A 24,284-nucleotide genomic window follows, 5' to 3' on the forward strand; every position below is an offset into this window, starting at 1 on the left:
CATTTATGAATATCATTTTAATGGGGTTACCTGGTGCAGGTAAAGGAACTCAAGCGAGTGAAATTATTAAAAAGTATCCTATCCCTCACATTTCTACAGGCGATATGTTCCGTAAAGCAATCAAAGAAGAGACTGAGCTTGGTAAAGAAGCTAAGTCATACATTGATCGCGGTGAACTTGTTCCTGATGAAGTTACTGTAGGTATCGTTAAAGATCGTATTTCTGAAGACGATGCGAAAAAGGGATTTTTATTAGATGGATTTCCTCGTACAATTGAACAAGCAGAAGCATTAAGTAAAATATTAAAAGAACTTGATAGAGAGCTTGATGCTGTCATCAACATTAAGGTTCAAGAAGAAGAATTAATGAACCGTCTTACAGGTCGTCGTATTTGTGAGATTTGTGGTGAGACTTACCATCTTGTATTCAATCCTCCAAAAGTCGAAGGTATCTGTGATAATGATGGCGGTAAACTTTATCAACGTGAAGATGATAACCCTGAAACAGTTGCAAATCGTTTAGAAGTTAACATCAAACAAACTAAACCGATTTTAGACTTTTACAAAGAGCAAAACCTTGTAAAAGATATTGATGGTTCTAAAGATATTAACGAAGTAACAGAAGATGTTATTTCTATCTTAGAAGAACTTAAATAAGCAACTGAGCGCTATCGATTAAGTGAATCATGAATGACAATGTTATTTTAATTAAGCACAACGAATATTAATTGAGTGACAAAAGGCAATAACGATAATTGATGATTTCCGTAGTTTGTCTATGTAATTTGAATGATTGATCACGAGATAGCACCAATAGGTCGTTTATAACTAGATAATGTTATCCATACTACCGAATAAAAGGGGGAAATGATCAATGGCTAAACAAGATGTAATTGAACTTGAAGGTACTGTATTAGATACTTTACCGAATGCAATGTTTAAAGTAGAATTGGAAAATGGTCATGAGATTTTAGCACATGTAAGTGGTAAAATTCGTATGAATTATATCCGTATTCTACCTGGCGACAAAGTAACAGTGGAAATGTCACCGTACGATTTAACACGCGGTCGCATCACTTATCGTTATAAATAATCGTCACTCCAACATATAGGGAGGTATAAAAATGAAAGTAAGACCATCAGTAAAACCTATTTGCGAAAAATGTAAAGTTATTAAACGTAAAGGTAAAGTAATGGTAATTTGTAGTAACCCTAAGCATAAACAAAGACAAGGTTAATAAAAGAGAGGTGTAAATTAATATGGCACGTATTGCAGGAATTGATGTCCCACGTGACAAACGTATCGTTATTTCATTAACATACATTTATGGTATCGGTAAATCTTTAGCTGAACAAATCGTTAAAGAAGCTGACGTTTCAGTTGAAACAAGAACTAAAGATTTAACTGACGACGAATTACAACGTATCCGTGAAGTAGTAGACGGTTATAAAGTAGAAGGTGACTTACGTCGTGAGAACAACTTAAACATCAAACGTTTAATGGAAATCTCATCTTACCGTGGTATCCGTCACCGTCGTGGTTTACCAGTTCGTGGTCAAAAAACTAAAAACAACGCGCGTACGCGTAAAGGCCCAGTTAAAACTGTAGCTAACAAGAAAAAATAATAAGTAAAGGAGGCAAATAACTCATGGCACGTAAACAAGTATCACGTAAACGTAAAGTGAAAAAGAATATTGAAAACGGTGTTGCGCACATCCGTTCAACATTCAACAATACAATCGTAACAATCACAGATGAATTTGGTAATGCATTATCATGGTCATCTGCAGGTGCACTAGGTTTCAAAGGTTCTAAGAAATCAACTCCATTTGCTGCTCAAATGGCTTCTGAAACTGCATCTAAAACAGCAATGGAACATGGTTTAAAATCTGTAGAAGTAACTGTAAAGGGTCCTGGTCCAGGTCGTGAATCAGCGATTCGTGCGTTACAATCTGCAGGATTAGAAGTAACTGCGATTAAAGACGTTACGCCAGTACCTCACAATGGTTGCCGTCCACCAAAACGTCGTCGCGTATAATATATTGTTGTTGTCACAAATTGCAGAAAAGACAGTATAAATTCAAGTCGACGTACTTAAGGAGGATAATAATAAATGATTGAAATTGAAAAACCTAGAATTGAAACAATTGAAGTTAGTGATGATGCTAAATTCGGTAAGTTCGTTGTTGAACCACTTGAACGTGGCTACGGTACTACACTAGGAAACTCCTTACGTCGTATCCTACTATCTTCATTACCAGGTGCGGCCGTTAAATACATTGAAATTGAGGGTGTTTTACACGAATTCTCAGCAATTGATAATGTAGTTGAAGATGTATCAACAATCATTATGAATATCAAAAAGTTAGCGCTTAAGATTTATTCTGAGGAAGAAAAAACACTTGAAATCGATGTAAAAGAAGAAGGCGAAGTTACTGCAAGCGATATTATGCACGACAGCGATGTTGAAATCTTAAATCCTGAGATTAAACTTGCAACAGTATCAAAAGGTGGACACTTAAAGGTTCGTCTAGTTGCTAATAAAGGTAGAGGTTACGCACTTGCAGATCAGAATAATACAAGTGATTTACCAATTGGCGTAATTCCAATCGACTCACTTTATTCACCTGTTGAACGCGTAAATTATACAGTTGAAAACACACGTGTAGGACAAAGCAGTGATTTTGATAAGCTTACTTTAGATGTATGGACTGACGGTTCTATTACACCACAAGAGTCAGTTTCATTAGCAGCTAAAATTATGACTGAGCATTTAAACATCTTTGTTGGATTAACTGACGAAGTGCAAAATGCTGAAATCATGATTGAAAAAGAAGAAGATCAAAAAGAAAAAGTACTTGAAATGTCTATTGAAGAATTAGACTTATCAGTACGTTCATATAACTGCTTAAAACGAGCTGGTATTAATACAGTTCAAGAGTTAGCGGATAAATCAGAAGCTGACATGAGGAAAGTCCGTAACTTAGGACGTAAATCTTTAGAAGAAGTTAAATATAAATTAGAAGACTTAGGTTTAGGTCTTAGAAAAGAAGATTGATAAAGGAGGTTAACTCATGGGTTACAGAAAATTAGGTCGTACTTCAGATCAACGTAAAGCAATGTTACGTGACTTAGCAACTTCTTTAATTGTTAACGAACGTATTGAAACAACTGAAGCACGCGCGAAAGAACTTCGTGGTGTTGTTGATAAATTAATCACTTTAGGTAAAAAAGGTGACTTAGCTTCACGTCGTCAAGCAGCTAAAACTTTACGTGACGTTGAAATCTTAAACGAAGATGAATCAACTCAAAGCGTATTACAAAAATTATTCGGCGAAATCGCTGAACGTTACACTGACCGTCAAGGTGGTTACACTCGTATCCTTAAAGTAGGTCCACGTCGCGGTGACGGTGCAGAATCAGTAATCATCGAATTAGTTTAATTCTCATAAATACACATACTACTACATTATAAAGCAAATGAGTGCAACGATAATGTTTGCCACATACAAATATTGTCTAGCTCAGAGTACCCCATCTAACTTAATAACTATTTAAAGCGTGAACTCATGTGATGGGGTGCGCGCTTTTTTATGTTCAGAGACGTGGCGCGTTGGCGTGCCCACGTCTATTTTATTTGTCTTAAAGTAGCTCGTACATCTTCAATATCAATCTTGCGCGGGTTAAACGTTGTTTCAACTTTAACACCTCTCTTTTCCTATGTGAAAAGAAAAAGACATGATTTCACTCACGCGATATACATGTTTGAAGGAATCATGTAAAATGGTGAAGTGAGTATAAAGTAGGAAGGGGAAACCTTTATGTGTAGGACGGAACCAGCTGTCGCATTTGAAAATGTAACGTTCTCCTATCAAGGCGATGCGCGTCATATATTGAAAGATGTGAGTTTTGAAGTTCCTAAAGGCAGTTGGACGAGTATCGTTGGTCATAACGGTTCAGGTAAGTCTACGATTGCGAAACTTATTGTTGGGATCGAAACTGTCAATGAAGGTACTATCAAGATCAATGGTGATATACATGATAAAGCATCACTCAAAACTATGCGAGAACAAGTAGGTATCGTGTTTCAGAATCCCGATAACCAATTTGTTGGTTCGACGATCGCTTACGACGTAGCCTTTGGTCTTGAGAATTATGCGGTACCTCATGATGAAATGCGTGCTACAGTAGATGATGTGCTCAAGAAGGTCGGCATGTATGATAAACGTTATCATGAACCTGAGAGCCTCTCAGGCGGCCAGAAAGAGCGTGTCGCTATAGCAGGTATCTTAGCCTTAAAACCAGATATCATTATCTTAGACGAGTCTACTGCGATGTTAGATCCTGAGGGCAAACAAGACATCCTTAAACTGGTATCTACCCTAAAGGAAGAAGAAGGTATGACGGTTATTTCTATTACGCATGACCTTAATGAGACTTTAGAAGCTGACCGCATCATTGTAATGAATCAAGGTCAAGTGCATCAAGTTGGTACGATGAATGACGTTTTCAAAGATGCTGAGCAACTCAAGTCTATAGGTTTAACGCTTCCTTTTACGTTTCGTATACGAGATTTACTCGATCTTGATATCGAAAATTGTACGTATGAACGGTTGGTGGAACGATTATGAATATAACACTTTCTCAAGTTTCCTATACGTACCAACAACATACACCTTACGAATACCAAGCTCTTAAAGATGTGTCAGGTACCTTTGAAAGTGGCAAGTTTTATGCCATTGTAGGTAAGACGGGATCAGGTAAATCAACGTTGATTCAGCAATTAAACGGTCTTCTGAAACCTACATCAGGGTATATTATGCTTGGTGATTTGAAAGTGACAGCGAAAACGAAGGATAAGTATATTAAACCGTATCGTAAACATATCGGTATGGTGTTTCAATTCCCTGAGTCTCAGCTATTCGAAGATACGGTTGAGCATGAGGTGTTATTTGGTCCTAAGAACTTTGGTATGAATCTTGAAAATGCGCGTAAAAAGTCAAAGCATTTGTTAAGAACGTTGGGCTTTTCAACGGATGTGATGGAAAAGAGTCCATTCCAGTTATCTGGTGGTCAGATGCGTAAGGTAGCGATTGCGTCCGTGTTATCGAGCGATCCAGACGTGATTATCTTGGATGAACCGACTGCGGGCTTAGACCCAAAGAGTCAGTATCAGTTGATGACGTTCTTTAAGCAATTGCAATTAGAACAACAGAAGACGATTATCTTCGTGTCGCATGAGATGAACTTAGTGAGTCAGTATGCGGATGAGATTAAAGTGATGCAAGGTGGTACGCTTGTGAAGTCGTGCACGCCGCGAGAATTGTTTAAACACCCTGAGGAAGTCCAGAAACTGCATTTGGATCTACCTGATGTTGTGAAGCTTCAGTACGATATTGAGGCGAAATATCACATGAACTTTCCGGATATTGCGTTAACTGAAGAGGCGTTTGTAGACATGTATAACGATTGGAGACGTTCTCATGAAAGATAAAATGATTATCGGTAGATATTTACCAAACGATACGATCATCCACCGTTTAGACCCAAGAATGAAACTCATCTTCACGATCTTGTTTATGATAGCGATATTCCTATGTCACTCGTTCCCGCAATTCCTTATTGTATTGATCGTAATTGGGATTATGGTGAAGCTTGCTGACATTAAATTGCCTTTCTTGTTAAAAGGCCTAACGCCTATCTTCGTCTTCTTGATCTTTACGTTCTTGATGCACGTTTTCTTAACTAAAGGCGGTAAACGTTTATTTGAATGGGGTATCCTTTCAATTTACCAACAAGGTATACTTGAAGGTACGTATATCGTACTGCGTCTAGCATTCGTTGTAATTGTCTCTACAATCTTAACGTTAACGACGAGCCCAATTTCACTAACAGATGCTATTGAACGCTTATTATCGCCGCTTAAACGACTCAAAGTACCAGTGAACGCGATTAGTATGATGATGTCGATTGCCTTAAGATTTATTCCAACGTTAATGGAAGAGCTTGAGAAGATCATACTTGCGCAAAAGTCACGTGGTTCAGACATCAACAGTGGGAATTTCATTACACGTTTAAAAGCATTTATTCCATTACTGATTCCATTGTTCATTTCAAGTTTCCAACGCGCTGAAGACCTTGCGATTGCAATGGAAGTACGAGGATATGATTCTAAAAAAGAACGAACGAGCTATCGTCACTTAAAGTGGCAACTCAAAGATACGTTCGTGTTACTCACGATCATTCCGATTGTAGCCGCAATTTTAGTATTAAAATTTTTAGGAGTGTAAGTCATGCGTGTATTAGTCAATATTAGTTACCACGGTGGCGGATATCTGGGTTTTCAGATTCAAAATGAAGGCCGTACAATCCAGCAGCAATTTGAAAAGATTCTTAAACGCATGCATAAAAGACATGTGAGAATTCACCCTTCAAGTCGTACAGACCGTGGTGTACATGCGATAGAACAATATTTTCATTTTGATACGCCTTTAAATATATCCGAAGAGAAGTGGCAGTATGCCATGAATAGTGCGTTACCTCACGATATTCATGTTAATGATGTCACAATTATATCCGATGACTTTCATTGTAGGTATGATTGTGTAGGCAAAATGTACCGGTATCGCACGTATCACCAAGATCACATCAATCCTTTTCAATATGGATTAAAGACATTTGTCAAAGAAGATTTAGACCTTAAAGCGATGCAAGAAGCTGCTAAGCACTTTATAGGTACGCATGACTTCACAGGCTTTTGTTCACAGAAGACAGAGGTCGTGAGTAAGGAACGTACGATTTATAGAAGTGAGATTATTGAGACTGAAGAAGGCTTTGATTACGTCATTGCCGGCTCAGGATTCTTATATAATATGGTACGTGTGATCGTGGCCTTTCTCATTGAAGTAGGGAAAGGCAAACGTCATCCTAATGATGTCAATCGTTTGCTTGAATTAAAGGATCGTAATGCGGTTCCACATACTGCTCCGCCCGAAGGTCTCTATCTTGAAAAGATCTATCTTTCGGATGAAGCATTGATTCAGGATTACGGTGAAGACATCGAAATTCATTATAAAAAATCAACACAAAATAATTAGATACCATTGACAAAAAGGGCTAAAAATTATACTATAGATGACGGTATTGTTTTATATCACCCCACGATAAGCCCCGGCAAACTTATTGTGTTACAAGATATATAAGCAGGACGAACAACAGTTAACAAATCTAAAATTAAAATCATGTATTCATAAATTCGTTAAGGATATTTGAGTTTAAACAGAGTTCATTTAATTTAGGAGGACAATATTATGCGTCAAACATTTATGGCTAATGAATCAAACATTGAGCGCAAATGGTATGTTATTGATGCAAAAGGCCAAACATTAGGTCGTTTATCATCAGAAGTAGCATCTATTTTACGCGGGAAAAATAAAGTAACTTATACACCACACGTTGATTGCGGAGACTACGTAATCATCATCAACGCTGGTGAAATCGAATTCACAGGTAATAAAGAACAAGATAAAATTTACTACCGTCACTCAAATCACCCAGGTGGTTTAAAATCAATCACTGCTGGTGAATTACGTCGCACAAACCCAGAACGTTTATTAGAAACTTCAATCAAAGGTATGTTACCAGGAACTAAGTTAGGCGACAAACAAGGTAAAAAGTTATTTGTATATGGTGGCGCTGAACATCCACACGCTGCACAACAACCAGAAAACTACGAGTTACGTGGTTAATTAGAAGGAGGAAATTACATTGGCACAAGTTGAATATAGAGGCACAGGCCGTCGTAAAAACTCAGTAGCACGTGTACGTTTAGTACCTGGTGAAGGTAACATCAAAGTAAACGATCGTGACGTACGTGACTACTTACCATTCGAATCATTAATCTTAGACTTAAACCAACCATTCGAAGTTACTGAAACAAAAGGTAACTATGACGTATTAGTTAACGTTCACGGTGGTGGTTTCACTGGACAAGCACAAGCTATCCGTCACGGTATCGCACGTGCATTATTAGAAGCAGACCCAGAATACAGAGGTTCATTAAAACGCGCTGGTTTATTAACTCGTGACCCTCGTATGAAAGAACGTAAGAAACCAGGCCTTAAAAAAGCACGTCGTTCACCACAATTCTCAAAACGTTAATTTTGCCCAAACTGTTGCGAATTTGTTCGCTTACAGATTTGGTACGCAAGTTGCGTCAGCGATTTGTGTTTCAATTAAAAATACGTTTAAAGCACTTCTCGGAAGTTCCGAGGAGTGCTTTTTTATCTTTTAAATGCTTACTTAGCTTAAATGATGTAATAATAAAATATCTGTTTTCTTAAAATTTAGCAGAGCCTAATATAATCTAACTTTAAATAGTTCATAATAATATATTTACTCAAGTGTAGCTATGATAGTAAAGCAAATTGATGTAATTGCCACCCAAATTGCTCATAATATTTAGAAACTAATTATTACCCTAACTAAATAATGCTTGTATATATAAGAGTGAAATTTATTGTCTTATGATTGAGGCTAAATTTATATAAACAATTTCTAACCGAGATAGAGGAAAATACATTATTGATAAACAGTAAAATCTAAATAAGCCTCAAACTACATAGAAAATTTAAGAAGAATGTAGTAATTTTCTATGTAGTATAATAGAGTTGACTTTTATGATCATGGAATGATTGTTTTAGTTGAAGATAAGTAGGATAAAATTATAAGGTTAATAGTTTTAAAAATCGTATGAAAACCAAAATCGTTGACTTATCCAATATTTATCATAAAACTAATAGTAATTTAGTTGGAATAAGTAAAAGTACTATACATGTCAAGTTAAAATTGCATAATTCAGATATAGGGATATTAATATAGTCCATTTTATTACTGCATTCTCATCTAAAGACAGAACCCATAGTTAAGTATATATTATATAAATAAGCTTTTTAGAAAAAATCTTATTAAATATATATCATAAGGAGTAAGGTGAACTAATTGAGTAAAAGAACAGTGCGATATGATGAAATTTCTTTATTTATTATTACTACTCAGGAATACTTAGAATTTAATAAATTATTTAATGAACTTAAACAACAAGTTAGTTTTGATATAGTCATTAAAGTTAAATCTATGCTTTTAAGAAAATATCTTACTAGGAGTGATAATGTTCATATAGGAAAAATTATAGATAAACTATCCCTAATTTATAAGGATGACAAATATTATCTTCAAAATTTAAAAGATAAATATAAAAAGATTTATGAAGGGTCTATTATTCAAGTAGATGCAAAGGGGAACAGGTATAACCAAATTGAAGTTCTAGAAGATATTATTTATGGACTATATCTACATGCTGATAGTGATAGAATACAGAGATTACAAAGTTCAACGAATAATTCGAGAATAAATTTTTTAGATGGTTTTATTTCAGAAATGGAAACTATTATTATTGAGTTATTTAATTTTATAAATAGTAAAATGGATATCGCCTCTATAGAAGAATTGCCTCTTAATAAAGCTATAGTTATAAGAGATAAGAAGTATGAGAAATACAACAATCTACTTGAAGATGGATATTGGGGAAATTTGATTGGTGAAAGAGTAGCTATGGATGAGTCCAATTTTAAAAATAGTTTCGATAAAGAAGACCTTAAGTTAATAAAATTAGTAATTGATTTTTTTCAGTTTTTCCAGGATGAAAGGGACTCGTATAAAGATGCAAAAAGATTTGTTTATAAACCTACTCTTAATGATTGGGGAGATTTTATTCAAACTAAAAACTTTATCCTAGCATTAGGTGAAGAATGGGGGTTTAGTGATAATATCCAATAATAATTATAAGAAAAATGTTGCTTGGTTACCGATTTTAAAACAAGTCGAATATGGTTTTGTAGTAACCAAGCCTCAACAGGTTGAAGCAACATTTATAACTTTTGTTAAAAGAAATAGATTTGCTCAATGGAAAATTTTTTCAATAGGTAAAGTAGATGATTCATTTAATGAAAAGTAAATTTTATATAGAAATGCTCAATATATGAATTAACAGTGATACCCCATAAGAGCTTTAAGATTAAGTATATTAAATACTATTTAACTATGGTTACGAAGCTAATTAGTGAAAAACTTTAACAGGTTGAATATGAGAAACGTGTAGCTCGAAGTTCTATTATACACAGAAATAGGTTCTAAACCCCCATGTAGTTAACCTCAATCTTTAAAAAATTAAATTTCTGCTAAAGTTGCTGAGAGTTAGTAGGCGTAAAAATTTGTGTTACGTAATATATTATTAAGCACTTCTCGAAGGATGGGAGGTGTTTTTTTTCGTATTATCAGATTTATCGTTGTAATTTAAGTGTACGCATAACTAGTATATTGATAAGTCATACTACAGTTGTTACTATATGTGTTTTCTTATAAAGTATAAGGAAACGCATACATATGGTTTACATTAAATAAATTTGAATCGTGCTATAATAAATCTTAATAAGCTTTAGCGAGGGATGGGTATGGTCAACTATAATTTGGCGCAAAACATGGAAAACGACCGAGGTTCAAGACGTTTTGAAGACGAGCTAGTTGAATTGTCTTCAATAAAAGATGTTAACTATGAACGTGTAGCCGAATTTAAACAACTGCTAGGAACTCATGTTAATACCGAAAATTTTTTAAAAGCACGAGGTTTTATGCGCCAAGGGAAGTTAACTATAGTAGGACTACTATTATTTAGTGATAATATTAGTGTTTATCTACCAAGCGCTCTAATTCGTTTCACTAGATATGAGGGAACGAAAGAAACGTCAGGAGCTCGATTGAATGTTGTAAAAGATGTGACTTTCGACAAAGCATTGCCAACTGCAATTAGAGAAGCTAAAGCATTTATAAAAACGCAACTTCGTGACTACACGTTCTTAGGTAAAGAAGGTAAATTCGTAACGCTTGTTGAGTACCCAGAATTTGCATGGTTTGAAGGTATGATTAATGCAATCATTCATCGCAAATATGAGAATATTGGTGATCATATTCGTATAAAAATGTTCGATGATAGGTTGGAAATTATTAGTCCTGGAGCATTTCCAGACGCTATTTCATTAGCAAATATCAGAGATGAACGCTATTCTCGCAATCCTAAGTTAGCTGCTTCAATTCGTTTAAATAAGGGGGATCGAGAATCTAAAAATGGAGTAGAACGTATATATAGTGTTATGAAAGAAAACTTTATGAATGAACCCATATATTCTGAGCCATATCACAATTCAGTATGTCTGACTCTTAGAAATAATATTAAGGAACGTAAATTAAGAAAAATCCTCCCTTAAAATTCCAGGGAGGATTTTTCATTTAGAGACCTCTTTTATATAATATAATTATTTTATTTCATGCTATAATATTTAAAATGACTTTTCAAAAAAGGGGGGGTGCCGTGATGAACAAGAAACAATTATTAAAGTACATTCAAAGAGGCGAGGGTGCGGAACTAGAATGCAAACTTGGTTTAGGTGGTTTACCAAAAGATATTTGGCCAACGTATTCAGCGTTTGCGAATTCTAATGGAGGTATAATCATCATTGGACTTAAAGAAGTGAATCAATCCTATGAAAATGTAGATGGTATAGACGTGGTTAAGCTACAGAAACAATTTTGGGATCACATCAATAGTAGTCACGTAAGTTTAAATATCTTACAAAGTGACGATGTGTATCCTTTAAGAATAAATGGCAAATCTTTATTGATTATTCATGTACCTCGTGCCCTTAGACAACAAAAGCCGGTTTCAATTAATCCTAATCCGTATATTGGTACATACCGCCGTAACTTTGAAGGGGATTACAGATGTACCAAACAAGAAATCGATACGATGATTGCTGAATCAACGAATTTAGTACGTGACCATCAAATTATCCATGGCTTCAACTTAACGCATGTTCACGATGAAAGCTTAAAGCGCTATCGTCAAAGATTCACAAACCTTAACCCAACCCATATTTGGAATGATTTAACGGATTTGGAGTTTCTTAAAAGAATCGGAGGTTATCGTGAGAACCAAGAAACGCATGAAGCGGGACTTACTGCGGCAGGTTTATTGATGTTTGGTGAAGAGTACCATATCGTAACTCAATTCAGTCACTACTTTATGGATTATAGAGAGCATGTCAGAATTGGTACTAACCAACGCTGGGATAATCGTATCACCTCACAAACGGGTGATTGGTCAGGAAATCTCTTCGATTACTTTCATAAAGTGGCACCGAAATTATTAGACAATCTTCCAGTTCCATTTCAGCTCAACGATGATTGTTTGAGCCGTAAACTCGAAACCGACGTTCACATAGCCATCCGCGAGGCACTGCTGAATACAATCATCCACGCCGATTTCAACCAGAATGGGAACATCATTATAGAGAAGAACGATACGTCCTTTACATTCATCAATCATGGCGTCTTTCGCATCCCCCTTGAAAAGGCTATTCGAGGAGGTACGAGCGACATTAGAAATCAAACGTTAGCTCGGATGTTCGGTTTAATTGGCTATGGAGAACGCGCTGGATATGGTTTAGAATTTATTCATCAAGTTTGGCATAAACATCAATGGTTAGATCCTGTCATAGAAGAGTCCTTCACACCAGATCGAGTTAAATTAACTCTAACAACCAAATCTGATCTTAAATCATCGCTACTCAAGAATGATGGATATGTACGTTTTGGAGCTATAAACAAAATAGTAAACAAGCTCAAAATGCATTTGAGTAAGTTTTAAACGAAGAAACATACTTCCTTTTGCGACGCTATATGAATCATGCATTTTACATACAAATCCTCTAACATCTAAATAAGCATATACCATGTCATGACCACTGTCACACACGATATATGCTTTCTTTACATCATCTCATCTAATAAACTTAAAGCTTCGAAACGATTCTCCTCACCATAAATATGCGGCAAGATCAACAATTCATCAACGCCATAAAATTGTTCCATATCCTTAAGTTCCGCTTCAACCTGCGCCTTATTCCCCGTAACCACGCGTTCTGCATTTTGTTTCATTTTCTCAATTTCCCGATTTGAAAAGCCACGCTCAGCCATATACGACATAGAAGGATAAAATTCAGGTTGGTCTAGATAATTAATACGTTGTAACCATAAGTGAAAGGGTTCCTCTAAAGCCTTAACTTTGTCTAAATCTTCATTCACAATCACAAATGTCGCAATCATCGCACACGGCTTACGATCGGGATGATGAAGTCTAAAATGTTTCTTATACGTTTCAATTGTTTGGCGTAAGCCTAGGTCATGCTTTCTAAAATGGAATGAAGCGAAATAAAGACCTAGTTCACCAGCACGCTTTGCACTTTCTTTACTTTGTCCAAGTAACCACATCTCAGGCATCGTATGAGTTTTCGGTGTTGCAATCAATTGCTTGAAGCGGTGTTTCGTCTCCGTATCATCTGTTAGGAATTTTTGCACATCAATCAGTTGTTGCGAGAAGTTAATGGTTTGTGCCTTATGCTCGTTTAAAGCTTGATTCACCTTCTTAAAGCTCGGTGAACGTCCAATACCTAAGTCCGTTCGATTTGGATGACGCGCTTCAAGCGTCTTAAAGATTTCACTAATTTTATAAGGACTATAGTGCGGCAACATAATGCCACCTGAACCGATTTTAATGCGTTTCGTTTGTTCTAATGCAGCCATCATCAACATTTCAGGTGCACTTGAACCTACCGAATAGACCTTATGATGTTCTGCAAACCAGTAGCGTTTAAGCTTTAAAGTATCCGCATGTTTCGAAAGTTCAATACTATGATCGATCGCTTCACGCGACGTGCGATCTTCAAACACTGGCGCATAATCTAGTATATTTAATATCACCATAAGACCTCCTTTTTACATGTTGTTTAAAGCATATCACGATAAGTGTATTTCTACGAGTTATAAAGGTTGTGAAAAGGCTTAATATCGCGTCAGAAGGGTATGTGACCTATATAGAAAAGGAGCGTGTATGGATTATGACGAAGAAGAAATCATTAACGGTTACGTTTTGGATTTCTGCTTTAATTTGTTTAATTTTCGTTATTGCAGGTATCATCATGCCGAAACAACTTGAGAAGGGTACCACTGCAGTAACAGAATTTATCGCGATTAACTTTAGTTGGTATTACCTACTACTCATGTTAGTCATTCTAATCGTTTGTATCTATTTACTATTCTCAAGATATAGTTCCATCACTTTAGGAAAGGAAGGCGAAGAACCAGAGTTCTCACTAGGCTCATGGTTTGCGATGTTATTCAGTGCCGGAATGGGTATAGGACTTGTATTCTGGACGACAGCTGAACCATTAAGTCACGCCTTTAAAATGACGCCACTACATAAAGCAGGTACGCAAGAAGCAATCAACGACGGCTTAAGATTCTCATTCTTTCATTGGGGAATTCATGCTTGGGCTGTATACGGCATTGTTGCTTTAGTATTTGCTTATTTTAGTTTCCACCGTGGTTATCCAGGACTTGTAAGTGCAACGTTAACACCATTATTCGGTAAGAAGCTTATGCAAGGTCCACTCGGTAGTATCATTGATATTCTAGCGATTATCGCAACCATTACCGGTGTAGCAGCAACAGTTGGCTTTATTGCTCTTCAAATCAACGAAGGTCTGAAGTTCTTATTCGATATTCCTTCGAACTTCACGGTACAACTCATCATAACTGTCATCGCGGCAATCTTTTTCACATGGTCCGCATGGTCAGGCATTAATAAAGGGATCAAATTCTTAAGTAATATTAATATGGTCCTTGCCTTCGTAGTGCTCATTCTCGTATTCTTATTAGGCCCGACACTATATATCCTAAACATGTTTGCGAATACGTTAGGTGACTACATTGCGAATTTCTTTGGCATGAGTTTACGTATTCCAATTAACGGTGGCGAGAAGCTTAAATGGGTACGTTCTTGGACAATCTTCTACTGGGCTTGGTGGATATCTTGGGCACCATTCGTAGGTATCTTTATCGCCCGCGTATCACGAGGTCGCACAATCAAAGAATTTATCGTCGGCGTATTATTCGTACCATCACTCGTTTGTTTCATGTTCTTTACGGTATTCGGTGCTTCAGCCCTTTATCTTCAGAAGGAAAAACACGTTAAGCTATCTGAACAAGCGACAGAAACAACGACATTCGCGATGTTCCAAGAGTTACCGATGGGTATGATTCTAAGTATCATCACACTCGCTGTTATCGCGATATTCTTTATCACATCGGCCGACTCCGCAACGTACGTACTCGGTATGTTAAGTTCTAAAGGTGACATTCAACCATCTTCTCTTGTAAAAGTCACGTGGGGTATTATCCTCGCTTTATTCGGACTTATTATGTTATATACAGGTGGTATCACTGCTATCCAGAACTTACTCATTATCGCGGCATTACCATTCTCAATTATCATTATACTGATGATGTGGTCCTTACTCAGGGCTTTAAATGAAGAACGACCGCGCTATTCTAAACAAAAACGAGAAAAATATAAATCATAATGTATCGTAATGGCAGGAATCTTCAACAAGGTTCCTGCTATTTTTAGTTGCGACAAAAAACGGCTCTATAATAAATTCGGCTAATGACCTCGAATGAGGTCACCAACCGAATTTGACGTAGAGCCCAAAAAACTTATTCTTCATTCGATACGCGCCGTTTGCTTAGAGGGCTTTTCAAGAAAGGGCAGAAAAAACGTGCCTACTCGGAAGTAGACACGTCTCGATAAATGAACTTATGCTTTTTTAGGGCTTTTCAAAGAGAGGATTAATAAAACGGATAGAATACTTATCGCTGTTGAAACGAAGATGGTCGTGTGTACATCGAATGTCGTTACGACGAAACCGCCAAGCATCGCACCAAAGCCGATACCTGCGTTCAAGCTCGACATGTTCCAACTCATAACCTGGCTTGAATCGCCTTCAATTTGTTGAATCAACCCAGTTTGTACGGCAGGGTTCGTACTCCATTCGGTGATGTGCCAAATGAAGAAGATGATCATTAACAAGATAGATGTTTCGAGCGCAAAGTGCACGCCGATCATCGCAAGCGTAAAGCCGACCATCGCAATGAGTAACCACAACTTACTCGATAACTTATCTGTTAAGAAACCGCCTAATGCAGTTCCGAGAATACCTGCAATACCGATAATAAATAAGCTGAGTGAAATAAAGTTCATATCGTGACCGCCTGAATGAATCAGTGGGTTAATATAAATGTATGTTACAGCGTTCGCGGTTAACACTAAGAATGTAATTAAGATATACTTCGCAATTTCAGACTTAGATTTAATCACGGTGCCGTGTTCATGATTTGTTTCAGGCTTCGTCTTAAGGTTTGCGGGAAGGTAAATGAGTAATAATATACTCGTTAACATACTGATGACGACGATTAGTAGGAACGTGAAGCGCCAACCAATCGCGTCTCCAATAACGGTACCAATTGGAACGCCAAAGACGTTCGAACCGCTAAACCCGGTATAAACAATACCTAACATCTTACCGCGATTTTTCGGAGTAGTGAGTACGACTGTGAGTGCTAGAATCCTCACTACAATCAGTGCTGCCGCTGCGGAAGATAAGATACGTCCGATAATTAAGATGTAGAAATTTGGTGAAATCGTAATAATTAAATTACCTAGGATAAAGAAACCTAACGTCCATAAAAGTACGGTCTTCGGATTATATTTTTCTGTAACTTTGACTAAAAATGGTCCAGTAATCGCAAATGTGAGCGCGTAAATCGTTACGAGTTGCCCGATGAGCGCTTCTGATACATGTAAGTCTTGGCTCATCAAGTTCATGATGCCTGCGACTACCATTTCGACCATTCCAACGAGAAAGATACTTAATATAAAGGTAATTGTACGCATTAATGTCATATTATGTATCTCCTTATACTTGAATGTCCCAAAACATATTGTAGTATATTCCATATGATAAAGCGATAGCGAACATGCCACGTCTTCTTGAAAAGCCACGCCCGCGAACCGCTTCAATAAAGTCGATTTCTTTTGGAAAGGGTGTAGGTCAACTGTGCACATCCGTGAGCTATTCATAAAAAAAGGCCTTGAACACTTGCTATGATTGAACAAGTGTCCAAGACCTGAGTTCTTATTTTTATAGATAGCCTAAGCTAACGGATTATCAACTTTCACATACGAATATTCATGTGATTGATCCTCTAAACGCATTGTTGTTACGCATTTATAATCAATGACGTCATTAAAGAAGATCTCACGAAACTGCGTTAAACGTTCCTCTGAGAAGGATGGATCAAGCGTCTCAATCTCTGATAATTTCGCTTCAATTTGCTGGCTAATTTCGTGCCAAATTTGTGACTCCAATGTTTGTTGCGCCTTTTTATCATTGACTTCATCGACAATCGTTAAAACAAGTTCACCTAGATGATTCTGAATCGTTGAGTAGAAGGCCTTGTTAAATACCGATGTTTTACTATCAGTTAGAATACGTGATGCTTCGTGGAAATGACTCGTATCAAATCCCATATCATTGAGTTGCTTCCTATCAATACGTAGTCCTTCAAAGTCACGAATAAGCATCTTATCTAAAAGCCCTTTCGAATTAAATACTGCAATCGTGTTTTGTAAGTGGGCTTCAAGGGCAATCCCATATTTAATCAATAGCGGAATTACCATATCAATTAGTGGTTTGGCATACGTGCGCATCCATTCAATACTTGCTTTATCATAATCTTCAATACCTTGTTGATTCTGATAGGTTTTAACTAAAGACACGATAAGCGTTTCAGGTTGATTCGGTTGATAGGATACAAGTGCTGAAGGGATAATAGGCAGTTGATCTTTTGAAACTTGGTGATATAAGTTTTCTCTAAATAAACTACCGAGCTGCTCGCTTCGTATCGTCTGATGCTCACCTTGATCTTCTTTGTCATAAAAATGTATACCCGCTACCTCGTTAATTGGTTCGGCGTTAATGTTATGAAAAATTTGTTCATCTTCCATGATTTGATTGATAATTTCTGTTACAAGTGGTCCGTTATACGTCGTTTGTTCAGACATCGTTCGAATTTCACCTGTAATATGCACGTTAGTCGATAATTTAATATGAGGCGTTGTAATAGGGTACTTTGGCATTAATGTTCTAAATGATAATCCGGCATAGTACGTTACCTCGTAAGGTACTTCAAGTATGTCGTGATGTTCGAGTTCTCTTTGATAGTCCTTTTCAAGGATGTGCGCGTGCTGCCAAGGGTGCACGACCATAACGTCATAATGTGACAACTCATCCTCGCTTATTACTTCAAGTGCCTGCTCTTTCAAGCCATCAAACATACTAAAGACATAGTCGTTGAAGCTTTGTTCATACGTTTGTTTACGCGTATGTGTGTCTTTGACAAGTAAAAACTTTAATGGGATAGGTTGATTAAATTCTGATGAATATTTGATAACTGCTTCTGGAGTCATACCTTTACGCAACTTCGCACCAGGATGAAGCGGGTGACCTTCATAGACGAATTGTTCTGATTTTAGGTAACTATCTTCCGAGGCCTTTAAAATAGTGAGTAATGTCTCATCTTGATCTTTAAAGTTAAGGTCACGATAACTTATAGCAAGCGCGAGGTTCGCGACACTATTCTCCATATCACTTCTAAATTGTGCACTCGCATCATTCTTAAGTTCTGGCGTTTCAGTGAGAATAAAGTTCAGCACGACTTCAGGATGCAGGACACGTGTAAATTGGTGATTATCCTTACTTTGTATATAGAAAGGTCCCTCTACTTCCACTCTGTTAAACGCAAATTCACCTCTAATGGGCGCATGTAGTAAAATATCGCTTTTCGGGAAATCTATAATTAATACATCATCTTGAGAAACAAGATCGTTCAGGTCTGTATCTTTAGTCGCTTTAATCTGACTATTGTCGTAACCTTTAACGAGATTTTCACGATAAATAGACGTTATCAAGCGTTGGTTAATTTTATCTCTAGCCGTTTTAAGATGTTCACAAAAAGAAAGTGCCCATTGAACATTAAATGAATTCAAATAGTTATATGTATGTAATTCTTCATCAAAAACGTCAATTTGTTCGGTTTGTTGTGGATTGTCTATATTTTTCATAAAGCACCTCGATTATTTGTTTTACAAATTAATTTAAAATTTGTATAATCCATATTAGCGAAAATGAGAATCGTTATCAATTAAAAAGATAGGTGATAACTACATGACAAAATGGTTTTTTACAGGGTCCTTTTTCCTTTTCCTAGGGAATTGGATTGGGCACATTGCATTAAACTGGTACGTCTTTGATACCTATGAAAATGCAGTTTACCTAGGACTCATAAACTTATTTCGACTCGCCCCCATACTTCTATTAAGTATTTGGGCTGGCAAGCTTGCTGACCGACACAATAGGGGAAACTTAATTAAGATTACGATTACATCGTCTCTTGTCGTTACCGCATTGTTATTTATTTGTAGTATGAGTATGGATAAGGTCCCAATGACCATACTGCTTATTTATTCATTTTTACGCGGTACGCTAAGTGCAGTTGAAACACCCGTTAGACAAGCTGTATTACCAGATTTATCCACTACGTTACCTGTTTCTAAAGCAGTGAGTTATCACTCTTTTATTATAAATATCTGTCGTTCTATTGGACCGGCAGTTTCAGGGGTTATTATTGCGTCACATGATGCGACCCTCGCATTCTTATGCCAAGCAGTCTGTTACTTTGCGGCGGTGATGTTATGTTTACCATTAAGCTTTACTGTTAATAAAGAAATTGCTAAGAAGAATCCATTTTCATTTAAAGATACGATTCAATACTTTAAAGATCATGCCAATGCACGATCCATTTTCGTGACATCATTATTAATAATGGCAACTGGTTTTTCTTATACCACATTATTACCAATTTTAACTGATAAAAACTTCCCAGATAGTGCTTCAATATTTGGTGTTGCGATGACGTTTAGCGCTGTAGGTGGCATCTTGGCAACTTTAGTGTTACCAAAATTACTTAAAAATGTGCACACTTCATTTGTTTATTATGTGAGTTCAGCGATATTCGGTATCAGTTTAATGATGGTCGTATTTCCGAATCCAATTATTTTATTTGGATGTATCTTTTTAGCTGGATTATTTAGTCAGTGGGCGAGAACTACAAATCGCATCTACTTTCAAAATCAAGTATCTAAAGAAAATCGAGGTAAATTATTAAGCGTCGTTATGATGGACCGTGGTATGATTCCGCTCGGTAGTTTACTTATGAGTTTATCTACAGAATGGATTGGCATCACGTATACGTTTATTATTATGGGACTGCTCACATTAATCATCGCGGTTACCTTTAGTTTAAGAAATAAAGAATTCCTTGGAGGACGAAAGCATGAAAGCGGATATTAAATTACAAGCTAACTTAAATGTGATTTATCGAATTATAAATGCACTTGTAAAAGAATCAATCTATCAAGAGGGAACGGTCATTCGAGATGATGACCATATGCTTACCATTTCATATCAACAACATCATCTAAAGGTAGCCTATAACTATCGTTCTCAGTTTAAGCGATATGTCTTTACATCAGTGCCTGTATATCAGCATGATGATGAAAGTATTCAAATTGATCAGCTAGAAGCTTTCATTTTATGCTTACAAACCAAATTCGATATTCCATTCAATGAACGTTTTATCAAAGAATTGAAACATGGTCGAGACGCATTTGAACTTACTTATGAATCCTTTTATAATCGTAAATCTTTATTTACGTCAACGCTGAAATTCTCTCAACTACCAATGGGTATTAACTTCTTTGTCTACTTACAACACATGGCACATTCAACAGACTTCGACCCACTAACGTATTCAGAAAGTCTTGTGTTTGAAGGCCATACAACACACCCGCTGTCTAAGACGAAATTACCGTTAACTGAAGATGAAATCAGAGCTTACGCGCCTGAGTTTGAAAAGGTTATTCCTTTAAAGTTAATGTTAATTGCTAAAGATAAAGCGACCGAAACGAATATCGAAGGCCATGAATCATTTATTTTAGATCAGGTGCTTCCAGAATATAAAAAGCCGCTAGAGACGTTTCTTGAACCGCTTCAATTAGAACTTTCAGATTATCATATTGTCTTTGTGCATCCTTGGCAATATGAGCATGTCATTATAGATGCCTTTTCAAACTGGATAAAAGAGAAACAACTAGTACCAACACCATTTACGGTTGATTCTAAGGCAACGCTATCGTTCAGAACGATGGATTTAATTGGAAAGCCTTATCATGTGAAGTTACCCGTTAAAGTTCAAGCGACGAGTGCCATTCGAACTGTATCAACAGTGACGACTGTAGACGGGCCGCATCTCAGTTATCAACTCCAAGACATGTTAGATATTTATCCAAATTTAAAAGTTGCTATGGAACCATACGGCTTACACGCGGATGCAGAAGAAGATATCGCGAAAAGCTTAGGTTATATCATAAGAAAGCGTCCAGATCTTGGTGAAGCGGGTATTACTATGGTAACGGCAGCACTAGTGAATGAGAATCCGATTGACGAAGCGGTTACAGTTGATAGTTTCATTAAATGGTGCGAGGACGCTCTGAACAAAGATACGATCGCAAACTTTATCCAAACATACGCTGAAACATTAATTCCACCGCTTATTTCATATATTCAAACGTACGGTATCGCACTCGAAGCGCATATGCAGAATACAATCGTTAACTTACAACAAAATGGGGACATGACGTTTATTGTTAGGGATTTAGGTGGTTCAAGAATTCATTTACCTACTTTACAAAACCGTGTTCCTTCCATTGAAATTACGAATACTTCATTATTATCTGAAGATATTGAGGGTGTTGTTCATAAATTCCAACATGCTGTCATTCAAAATCAGCTTGGGGAATTGATTCACCACTTCAGTCAGTACGATGATGTAAATGAACAAGCACTGTTTGATATTGTTCGTGATGTCGTTGAACAGTCCATCGACTTTGATCAACAACATGCTCAAGCTTTAAGTGATATTTTATTCGGTGACGTCATAACGGTTAAAGCACTAATGAATATGCGTATGGAAGGTAAAGTTAAGAAATACATTACTGTAGATATAGCGAATCCGATACGAAAAGAGGTGACTTAATATGGCCTATATATCGATAAATCTATCAGAAATTCAATATAATGCACATGTCATCAAGCAGAAACTTGAACAGAATCACATCCATTTCACGCCTGTTGTTAAAGGTGTTGGTAGCGATCAAGAAATTATTCAGGCACTTAACCAAGTTGGTTTAAGTCATTTTGCTGAATCGAGGTTATCTAATATCAAGCAGCAGGAACCGTATCAATCCTTTATTCTGTTGCGTTCACCCAATGCTTTTCAATATAAAGAAACGATTGAACATTGTGAAATGAGTATTCAAACTGAGTTATCTACCATTGAAAAGCTCAATGAAGCTGCTAAGCGATTAAATAAGAAACATCGTATATTGTTAATGGTAGACTGGAAAGATGGACGTGAAGGTGTACATACCTACGACGTGTTACATTATATTGAAGAGATCAAGCGCATGTCGCATATCGAACTTAGTGGTTTAGCATTTAATTTCATGTGCTTTAACCCTATACAAGCCGATATGCATGATATTGAAATGATGCACCAGTTTATAGACCAACTTGAACAAGCAACTGGACTTCATATGAAGGTCATATCAGGTGGTAATTCGAGTGTATTACCATTACTCGAACAAGGTGATTTAGGCCGCATTAATGAACTTCGTGTAGGTGAGACGCTCTTTAGAGGTGTAGATACAAATACTGATAAACCGATTCAAACGTTGTATCAGAACACGATAACTTTAAATGCACAAATTATAGAAATTAAACCCAGAATCAATCGACAACGTCAGCAATTTCTACAAGCGATTCTAGATATTGGCACGATAGATACGTGGATGAATCACATACACCCGCTGCACCACAATATTTCGATTATTGGCGCGACAAGTGATCATCTCATGGTTGATTTACATCACGATGACAGTTATCAGGTTGGAGACACGATTCAGTTCGGACTAGATTATCAAGCGATGGCACAACTTATGAATACGAATCTCATTGATAAAGTCTACTTAAAAGATAGAGGACTTGCTTTATTAAATGAACAATTAGAGCAAAGTCCAATCCTGAATAAAAATAACTATTGACATTGATAATCGTTATCAATAAGATAAGAGTGTAGGTAAATATAATAGCAAGGAGATAGACAAATGAATAAGATGAAATTGATTGGTATTATTTCATTAGTATTTTTACTTACTTTCGTTACAGCTTGCGGAAGTGTGAGTGATTCAGGTTCTAAAGGTGGCTCTAAAAAAGCAGAACCTAAAGAAGGTGTTGAAATCAAGCACGATGGTGGTACAACTAAAGTACCTAAAAATCCTAAAAAAGTTGTCGCATTAGAATATTCTTTCGTAGATGCATTAGTGGCTTTAGGTGTAAAACCTGTAGGTATTGCTGATGACGGTAAGAAAGAAAATATTATCGAACCGCTTCGTGATAAAGTAGGTGACTATAAGTCTGTAGGTTCAAGAAAGCAACCTAACTTAGAAGTGATTAGTGAAACAAAACCGGACTTAATTATTGCAGACAGCAATAGACATAAGAACGTTTATAAAGAATTAAACAAAATCGCACCTACAATCATGTTACCAAGTTTAGATAGTGGCTATAAACAAAACTTAGAAGCGTTCAAAACAATTGGTAAAGCTTTATCTAAAGAAGACAAAGCTGAACAACGCTTAAAAGACCACAAAGCTAAAATTGACAAATTGAAAAAACAAATTACAATGGATAAAGAAAAGACAGTCCTTCCAGGTACTGTTACTGAGTCAGGTGTTTATGCGCATTCAGATAAATCATACGTAGGTGAATTCTTACGTGAACTTGGATTTAAAGAAGCGTTAAATAAAGACGTATCTGATAAATTACCTGAATATTTAAATTCACCATACCTTCAAATGAATTCAGAACAACTTTCTGAAGTTAATCCTAAGAGAATGTTTTTAATGGTTAAAGGTGAAGACGATCCAGCACTTAAGAAAATGGAACAAGACAAAGTTTGGAAGCGTTTAGACGCTGTTCAAAACGACAATGTTCATACTGTAGATCGTCAAACATGGTCTAAATTCAGAGGTTTAATCTCTTCTGAAGAAATTGCGAAAGAGTTAGTTGAAATCTCTAAAAAAGAAAAGTAAGGTG

Annotated in this window: 24 protein-coding genes and 1 pseudogene; 22 read left to right on the forward strand and 3 right to left on the reverse strand. The window is 36.5% G+C overall.

The annotated features are described in order from the left end of the window. Window positions 1–5: 5 nt before the first annotated feature. From ACF3N8_RS04870 to ACF3N8_RS04950, 17 genes and pseudogenes are all read left to right on the forward strand, one after another. Window positions 6–656: an adenylate kinase gene (locus tag ACF3N8_RS04870; protein ID WP_009382762.1), complete on the forward strand. Its 651-nt coding sequence runs from the start codon at window positions 6–8 to the stop codon at window positions 654–656. Window positions 657–873: 217 nt separating this feature from the next. Next, the gene (gene infA / locus ACF3N8_RS04875) at window positions 874–1,092 is read left to right on the forward strand and encodes a translation initiation factor IF-1 (protein ID WP_001118443.1); all 219 of its coding nucleotides are present in this window, start codon (window positions 874–876) and stop codon (window positions 1,090–1,092) included. 31 nt (window positions 1,093–1,123) lie between these two features. Beyond that, window positions 1,124–1,237 carry a 50S ribosomal protein L36 gene (gene rpmJ, locus ACF3N8_RS04880; protein ID WP_002482634.1) on the forward strand — a complete coding sequence of 38 codons (114 nt, stop codon included), beginning with the start codon at window positions 1,124–1,126 and terminating at the stop codon, window positions 1,235–1,237. A 22-nt stretch (window positions 1,238–1,259) separates the two neighbouring features. Beyond that, window positions 1,260–1,625 (forward strand): 30S ribosomal protein S13, encoded by a 366-nt coding sequence (gene rpsM, locus ACF3N8_RS04885; protein ID WP_009382758.1) that lies wholly within the window; start codon window positions 1,260–1,262, stop codon window positions 1,623–1,625. A gap of 23 nt (window positions 1,626–1,648) precedes the next feature. Then, window positions 1,649–2,038 (forward strand): 30S ribosomal protein S11, encoded by a 390-nt coding sequence (rpsK, locus tag ACF3N8_RS04890; protein WP_009382756.1) that lies wholly within the window; start codon window positions 1,649–1,651, stop codon window positions 2,036–2,038. A 75-nt stretch (window positions 2,039–2,113) separates the two neighbouring features. Next, the gene (locus ACF3N8_RS04895) at window positions 2,114–3,058 is read left to right on the forward strand and encodes a DNA-directed RNA polymerase subunit alpha (protein WP_009382754.1); all 945 of its coding nucleotides are present in this window, start codon (window positions 2,114–2,116) and stop codon (window positions 3,056–3,058) included. 16 nt (window positions 3,059–3,074) lie between these two features. Continuing rightward, window positions 3,075–3,443 (forward strand): 50S ribosomal protein L17, encoded by a 369-nt coding sequence (gene rplQ, locus ACF3N8_RS04900; RefSeq protein ID WP_009382752.1) that lies wholly within the window; start codon window positions 3,075–3,077, stop codon window positions 3,441–3,443. Between the two features lie 378 nt (window positions 3,444–3,821). Further along, window positions 3,822–4,631: an energy-coupling factor transporter ATPase gene (locus ACF3N8_RS04905; protein WP_238102153.1), complete on the forward strand. Its 810-nt coding sequence runs from the start codon at window positions 3,822–3,824 to the stop codon at window positions 4,629–4,631. After that, window positions 4,628–5,494 carry an energy-coupling factor transporter ATPase gene (locus tag ACF3N8_RS04910; RefSeq protein ID WP_009382749.1) on the forward strand — a complete coding sequence of 289 codons (867 nt, stop codon included), beginning with the start codon at window positions 4,628–4,630 and terminating at the stop codon, window positions 5,492–5,494. Before ACF3N8_RS04905 ends, ACF3N8_RS04910 begins: the two co-directional genes overlap by 4 nt. Further along, window positions 5,484–6,290, forward strand: coding sequence for an energy-coupling factor transporter transmembrane protein EcfT (locus tag ACF3N8_RS04915; RefSeq protein WP_009382748.1), 807 nt, complete (start codon window positions 5,484–5,486; stop codon window positions 6,288–6,290). Before ACF3N8_RS04910 ends, ACF3N8_RS04915 begins: the two co-directional genes overlap by 11 nt. A gap of 3 nt (window positions 6,291–6,293) precedes the next feature. After that, window positions 6,294–7,097, forward strand: coding sequence for a tRNA pseudouridine(38-40) synthase TruA (gene truA, locus ACF3N8_RS04920; protein WP_009382747.1), 804 nt, complete (start codon window positions 6,294–6,296; stop codon window positions 7,095–7,097). A gap of 213 nt (window positions 7,098–7,310) precedes the next feature. Then, complete coding sequence (rplM, locus tag ACF3N8_RS04925; protein WP_009382745.1) at window positions 7,311–7,748, forward strand: 50S ribosomal protein L13; 438 nt, start codon at window positions 7,311–7,313, stop codon at window positions 7,746–7,748. 19 nt (window positions 7,749–7,767) lie between these two features. Further along, window positions 7,768–8,160: a 30S ribosomal protein S9 gene (rpsI, locus tag ACF3N8_RS04930; RefSeq protein ID WP_009382744.1), complete on the forward strand. Its 393-nt coding sequence runs from the start codon at window positions 7,768–7,770 to the stop codon at window positions 8,158–8,160. Between the two features lie 840 nt (window positions 8,161–9,000). After that, window positions 9,001–9,837 carry a hypothetical protein gene (locus ACF3N8_RS04935; protein WP_238102152.1) on the forward strand — a complete coding sequence of 279 codons (837 nt, stop codon included), beginning with the start codon at window positions 9,001–9,003 and terminating at the stop codon, window positions 9,835–9,837. Then, window positions 9,821–10,015, forward strand: a complete 195-nt coding sequence (locus ACF3N8_RS04940; RefSeq protein WP_009384858.1) for a hypothetical protein — start codon at window positions 9,821–9,823, stop codon at window positions 10,013–10,015. The genes ACF3N8_RS04935 and ACF3N8_RS04940 overlap by 17 nt, the downstream gene beginning before the upstream one ends. Before the next feature lie 520 nt (window positions 10,016–10,535). Next, window positions 10,536–11,309 (forward strand): annotated as a pseudogene (locus tag ACF3N8_RS04945) (ATP-binding protein); the annotation flags it as partial. Between the two features lie 119 nt (window positions 11,310–11,428). Next, window positions 11,429–12,760, forward strand: a complete 1,332-nt coding sequence (locus ACF3N8_RS04950) for an RNA-binding domain-containing protein (RefSeq protein ID WP_009384856.1) — start codon at window positions 11,429–11,431, stop codon at window positions 12,758–12,760. Between the two features lie 122 nt (window positions 12,761–12,882). Here ACF3N8_RS04950 and ACF3N8_RS04955 read toward each other — a convergent pair whose 3' ends face one another. Beyond that, window positions 12,883–13,875 carry an MsnO8 family LLM class oxidoreductase gene (locus ACF3N8_RS04955; protein ID WP_017176753.1) on the reverse strand — a complete coding sequence of 331 codons (993 nt, stop codon included), beginning with the start codon at window positions 13,873–13,875 and terminating at the stop codon, window positions 12,883–12,885. A gap of 134 nt (window positions 13,876–14,009) precedes the next feature. Between ACF3N8_RS04955 and ACF3N8_RS04960 the strand changes: the two genes are divergently transcribed. Continuing rightward, entirely contained in the window at window positions 14,010–15,533 is a 1,524-nt protein-coding gene (locus ACF3N8_RS04960) for a BCCT family transporter (RefSeq protein WP_392450349.1), read from the forward strand. 233 nt (window positions 15,534–15,766) lie between these two features. On the opposite strand, the gene ACF3N8_RS04965 is transcribed toward ACF3N8_RS04960, so the two are convergent. Both ACF3N8_RS04965 and ACF3N8_RS04970 read right to left on the reverse strand, forming a co-directional pair. Next, entirely contained in the window at window positions 15,767–16,912 is a 1,146-nt protein-coding gene (locus ACF3N8_RS04965; protein WP_009384850.1) for an MFS transporter, read from the reverse strand. Between the two features lie 249 nt (window positions 16,913–17,161). Continuing rightward, on the reverse strand, window positions 17,162–19,132 hold the full coding sequence (locus ACF3N8_RS04970) for an IucA/IucC family protein (RefSeq protein ID WP_392450351.1): 1,971 nt from the start codon (window positions 19,130–19,132) through the stop codon (window positions 17,162–17,164). Between the two features lie 103 nt (window positions 19,133–19,235). On the opposite strand from ACF3N8_RS04970, the gene ACF3N8_RS04975 reads away from it, so the two are divergent. From ACF3N8_RS04975 to ACF3N8_RS04990, 4 genes are all read left to right on the forward strand, one after another. After that, on the forward strand, window positions 19,236–20,420 hold the full coding sequence (locus tag ACF3N8_RS04975; protein ID WP_392450352.1) for an MFS transporter: 1,185 nt from the start codon (window positions 19,236–19,238) through the stop codon (window positions 20,418–20,420). Further along, window positions 20,404–22,164, forward strand: a complete 1,761-nt coding sequence (locus tag ACF3N8_RS04980; RefSeq protein WP_009384844.1) for an IucA/IucC family siderophore biosynthesis protein — start codon at window positions 20,404–20,406, stop codon at window positions 22,162–22,164. Before ACF3N8_RS04975 ends, ACF3N8_RS04980 begins: the two co-directional genes overlap by 17 nt. A gap of 1 nt (window position 22,165) precedes the next feature. Further along, complete coding sequence (locus tag ACF3N8_RS04985; RefSeq protein ID WP_238102148.1) at window positions 22,166–23,230, forward strand: alanine racemase; 1,065 nt, start codon at window positions 22,166–22,168, stop codon at window positions 23,228–23,230. Window positions 23,231–23,293: 63 nt separating this feature from the next. Beyond that, on the forward strand, window positions 23,294–24,280 hold the full coding sequence (locus tag ACF3N8_RS04990; RefSeq protein WP_238100910.1) for a Fe(3+) dicitrate ABC transporter substrate-binding protein: 987 nt from the start codon (window positions 23,294–23,296) through the stop codon (window positions 24,278–24,280). The last annotated feature ends 4 nt before the right edge of the window (window positions 24,281–24,284 follow it).

This window comes from Staphylococcus massiliensis, from assembly GCF_043186315.1.
GTDB lineage: Bacteria > Bacillota > Bacilli > Staphylococcales > Staphylococcaceae > Staphylococcus > Staphylococcus massiliensis.